The sequence below is a fragment of the Pedobacter sp. 01T416_2 genome (assembly GCF_056398925.1).
The window spans coordinates 1-2,570 of record NZ_JBFTQI010000807.1 but is presented as its reverse complement, the minus strand read 5'-3'; the positions used below and the strand labels follow the sequence as shown (position 1 = coordinate 2,570).

The 2,570-nt window shown below is 40.0% G+C and carries 1 protein-coding gene; it reads left to right on the top strand.

Features of this window, described 5'->3' with window-relative positions:
• The first annotated feature begins 2 nt into the window (after positions 1–2).
• Complete coding sequence (locus AC1DPQ_RS24360; RefSeq protein WP_477611144.1) at positions 3–2,201, top strand: GH92 family glycosyl hydrolase; 2,199 nt, start codon at positions 3–5, stop codon at positions 2,199–2,201.
• Positions 2,202–2,570 lie beyond the last annotated feature (369 nt).

The window sequence follows — 2,570 nt, the reverse complement described above, 5'->3', positions numbered from 1 at the left end:
CCATTATTGGTACGTCTAAAATGGGGCATACTTATCCAGGCGCAACAGTTCCATTTGGTTCGGTACAGCTAAGTCCCGAAACGGATACTTTATCTTACGAAGTAAACGGAAAATACAATGGCGATGTATATAAATACTGTGCGGGTTATAAATATGAAGATAAAACCATTACCGGCTTTAGTCATACCCATTTTAGCGGTACTGGTCACTCCGATTTGGGTGATTTTCTCATTATGCCTACACAAGGTAAATTGCAATTGAATCCTGGTACTGCATCAGATCCGAAAAGTGGTTACCGTTCGGCATTTTCGCATACCAATGAAGTTGCAGAGGCCGGTTATTACAAAGTAAAATTAGATGATGATAACATTACCGCCGAATTAACTTCGACCACGAGGGTAGGGATGCATCAATATACTTTTCCTAAATCGGATCAATCGCACATTATTCTCGATCTGATGGCCGGTATTTACAATTACGAAGAAAAAACCGTTTGGACTTACGTTCGCGTAGTGAACGATACCCTGATTACCGGTTACCGCCAAACCAATGGATGGGCCAGAACCAGAACCGTATATTTTGCGATGAGCTTTTCTAAACCTTTTAAAAGCTACGGACGTAAAAGCTACGATGCCAAACAGGCTTATAGAGGCTTTTGGGGCAAGTTTAACCAGGAGCAGAACTTTCCTGAAATTGCAGGCAAAAAACTGAAAATGTACTTCGACTTCGATACCCAGGAAGGAGAGAAGATTAAAATTAAATTTGCTTTATCGCCGGTTAGCCAGGAAAATGCTTTGCAAAATATGCGTGCAGAAACTTCGGGCTGGGATTTCGAAAAAGTGAAGGCTCAGGCACAGGCTACCTGGAATAAAGAATTGAATAAAATACAGGTAACTACTTCTAACGATAATAAAATCAATTTTTACACCGCTTTATATCATGCTTTTATCAATCCAACAACCTATACCGATATTAATGGCGAGTATAAAGGTTTAGATCAGGGGATACATAAAGCTGAAGGCTTTACCAATTACACCACATTCTCGCTTTGGGATACTTACCGGGCCTTACATCCATTCTTTAATATTATGCAGCCAAGCCGAAGTAATGATATGGTAAAATCGATGATGGCGCATTACGATCAGAGTAGTTTGCACATGTTGCCGATCTGGTCGCATTATGCCAACGATAACTGGTGCATGAGTGGTTACCACAGTGTTTCTGTAATTTCTGATGCGATTATAAAAGGCACCTACAATGGCGATGCGAACAAAGCATTGGATGCCTGTATTGCAACAGCAAAACACCGCGACTACGAGGGAATCGGCTATTATATGGATAAAGGTTATATCCCGGCAGAAAAATCGGGCATTTCGGTTTCCAATAACTTAGAATATTCTTACGATGACTGGTCGATTGCACAACTGGCCAAGAAATTAAACCGTATGGATGTTTACGACGAATTTATCAAACGTTCTAACAACTGGAAAAACAACTACGATAGTGCTTCTGGTTTCATGCGCCCTAAATTGGCAGATGGCTCTTTTAAAAAGCAATTTGATCCAAAAGATACTGAAGGGCAGGGTTTTATTGAAGGAAACAGCTGGAACTACAGTTTCTTTGTTCCGCAGGATCCGGCTTCACTGATTGAAATGATGGGTGGCAAAAAGAAATTTGCAACCCGTTTAGATACTTTGTTTACCATGCACTTACCTGACGAATTTTTTGCGCATACTGAAGACATTACCCGCGAAGGTATTATTGGCGGATATGTACATGGTAACGAACCTGCACACCATATCGCTTACCTTTACAACTGGACCGATCAGCCATGGAAAACGCAGGCGCAGATCCGTCACATCTTAAACATGCAGTACAAACCTACAGCCGATGGTTTGGGTGGAAATGATGATTGCGGGCAGATGAGCGCCTGGTATATGTTCTCTTCGTTAGGTTTTTATCCGGTAGCACCAGGTTCTGATGTATATTCATTAGGCAGTCCATTGGTTAACAACGCAGTAATTAATTTAGAAAACGGTAAAACATTTACTGTTGAGGCCATTAAACAAAGCGATAAAAATGTTTATGTAGAAAAAGTTTTATTGAACGGCAAAGAAATTACCGATCATAAAATTAAACATGCCGATATCACCAACGGCGGAAAGCTTACTTTTTACATGAGCGCAAAACCTAAGAAATAATTTTTCTCATCCCTGTACAAATTGAACCGTTGACTTTAATTAGTCGACGGTTTTTTTGTTTACCCTTCAAATGTCGTCATTTCGAGCGGAGTGCAACGTAGTCGAGAACCCGAAGGCTCTGCGAAGCAAAATCTATCTCAAGATAGATCTCTCCATTCCACTGTGTTCCAGTCGAGATGACGATACTTTTTATTAAATTCTCTGAATTGATAACGGAGTGAAGTGAAGGCAAGGGCTATTATCAACCAAATTTCCGTGTTTTTCCTTGCCTCCGTGGCTAAAAAAACACACTTGCTCTTTCTCTAGGTAATCTATTATTGAAATCGAAATTAAAATAAATTTTGATATCTAAATTATCTATCGTAATAT